The organism is Micromonospora andamanensis, from assembly GCF_016863495.1.
Classification (GTDB): Bacteria; Actinomycetota; Actinomycetes; order Mycobacteriales; family Micromonosporaceae; genus Micromonospora; species Micromonospora andamanensis.
This window is the reverse complement of the sequence record NZ_BOOZ01000102.1, coordinates 1-2355: the sequence shown is the minus strand read 5'-3', so window position 1 is coordinate 2355 and position 2355 is coordinate 1. Positions and strand designations below refer to the sequence as shown.

At 65.5% G+C, this 2355-nt stretch carries 2 protein-coding genes; one reads left to right on the top strand and one right to left on the bottom strand.

All coding sequences use genetic code 11. The features are described 5' to 3' along the window. The coding region (gene fxlM / locus Van01_RS32640; RefSeq protein WP_239099449.1) for a methyltransferase, FxLD system at nt 1-841 on the bottom strand (841 nt) is incomplete at its 3' end. Between the two features lie 644 nt (nt 842-1485). Here fxlM and Van01_RS32635 point away from each other — a divergent pair. Next, nucleotides 1486-2355, top strand: a complete 870-nt coding sequence (locus Van01_RS32635) for a phosphotransferase enzyme family protein (protein ID WP_204015805.1) — start codon at nt 1486-1488, stop codon at nt 2353-2355.

Below are 2355 nucleotides of genomic sequence, written 5' to 3'. Positions count from 1 at the left end.
GCTCGGTGCCGTCGTCTGCCGCGAGGAGGCAGAAACCGGGCAGGAATCCGGCCAGCCACAGGTGTAGGTCCGCGAACGACTCGCTGTGTCCGACCGTGACCCCCGACCAGACCTCGCTGCGCTCGGTGTCCAGGACACCATCCAGCTGACGGGCGTCCGGGGCGCCGACGTCGAAGCGTAAGCTGACGAACCGGCCCTGCCGGTCGGGCATTCGGAAGATCCGCTCGGGCCGCGCACCCTCGCCCTGCAGAGGCACGAAACCTGCCACCTCACTGGAGGTGCTCGTCAGATGATCGCCGTCACGGCGGAACGCGATCGTGCGGGTCACCCCGTTCATCCGCAGCGGCACCACGATCACCCCGTCCAGGGCGAGGTGATCCAGCCAGGACGGCGGGATGTCCCATGCGCCGACCGTGACGAGGATCCGGTCGAACGCGCCCTCACCGGGTAGACCGTGCATCGCGTCGGCCTGCATTACTCGTACACGGTCCTCGTAGCCCGTTTCGCGCAGCAGTGCCTGGGCCCGGTCGGTGATGTCGGCGTCGATGTCGACGCTGACGATGTGCCCGTCAGCCCCGACCACCTCGGCCAGTAGTGCTGCGTTGTAGCCACCCGAACCGACTTCCAGGACGCGCATCCCGGGCTCGACACCGGCTTGCTCGATCATGCGGGCTTGGATGTACGCGGCGCTGACCGAGGACAAGTGCACCCCGTGCTCATCCGTCTTCGTGATCACCGATCGGTCGACGTCGTAGACCACATCGAGTGGCGTGCCGGCCGGCACGAACGTATGCCGCGGCACCGTCCGGAACGCCGCCTCCACGAACGACGAGGTGATCATCCCGTCAGAGACAAGCCGATCAACGAGGGCATCCCGCATTGCCCTGGCCTGATCCGTGGACTCCGACGTGCCAGCCATGTGCGTCACGCGGCGCTCCAATCTCTGGGTTCTCGTGCCATCTGGTCATGGCGGGGTACCGCGTGCAAGTAACGCGCAACGCACGGTCGAGATGCGCTCCCGTTCCGGAGCCATTCCGCCTCGGGCCGCGTCAGGACCTGTTCGCCGAATGACCCGGGATGTTGAACGCCGCTGCCACAGCTATGCGTGCTCAGGATCTACCAACGCCGCAGGCAGGGGAATGCCGACTTGTCGTCCGACCTTGCGTACCGACCTACGGTCCGACCTGATGCTGACCTCCGCAGACTCAACATACGGACGGACGGCTCGACAAGATCCGGAGCGATTCACACCTCCCGTACCAACGTGGGAAGGGGCTTGGGCGCACTTGGTGCGTCGTGGATCCGTGAGGGCCGAGCTGACAGCCGATGGTGGAACCGCATCGTGACGGAGGGCGGCGGCGTCGGACCTCGCTGGGCCAGCGGCGTTCCCGCCACACGAGAAGCTTGAGGCTGAAACAGGCACGCCGACGCTGAACGGAGGAGCCGCCGAAACGGCATGGTCGCGCCGAGGGGGAGGATGGTCGGGTGCGTGCTGAAGAGGCGATCCACGCGGTGACATTGGCGGCCACCAGAGCGGGCGTCGCGGCTCACGATGCCACGGTGGTGCGTGTCGGCGAGAACGGTATGGTCCTGCTGCCCCGCTCGGGTGTGCTGGCGCGAGTGGTACCAAGGGCAGCCAGCGGAAGCGACCCTCGACGGGAAATCGATGTCGCCATCTGGCTGGCCTCTTGCCAGGTGCCGGTCGTTCGCCCCGCGCAGCAGGAGGTGATAATCGTGGAGCAGTACGTGGTGTCGCTGTGGGAGCACCTTGCCGATAGTCGGCCGGCCGACTTGGTCACCCTCGCCAAGTGTCTGCGTCGACTACACGCGGTTGCCATCCCGGCAGATTTGCTGCCGTCTTTGTCGCCGTTTGACAAGTTCGAAGAGCGGTTGGAGACCGGCGTCGGCCTCGACAACAGCGACCGTATTTTCCTGCGCCAACTCCGCGATCAACTCTCGGCTCGGTGGGCCACCGCGGAACTCACGCTCGGCGAGGCAGTGCTGCACGGCGACGCGCACATGGAGAATCTGCTGGTGACGGCAGGCGGCCGGGAGGCGTTTGTAGATCTGGAGACAGTTTGTATCGGACCACCGGAGTGGGATTTGACGCTGACAGCACTTTACTACGAGTGTGGATGGTTCCCGGCCAACGAGTACGTCGACTTTGTTGAGGCGTACGGATTCGATGTCCGCCTGAGCCCGTCCTGGCCGGAGTTGCGGCTGGCTCGCATGCTGCGGATGACCCTATGGCTGGCTCAATCGGCCGACAATGATCCGCAACGATTGCGTCAGCTGAGGCATCGCATTGACACGTTGCGAGACGGAACCGCTCCCTCCGGATGGACGGGCTACTAG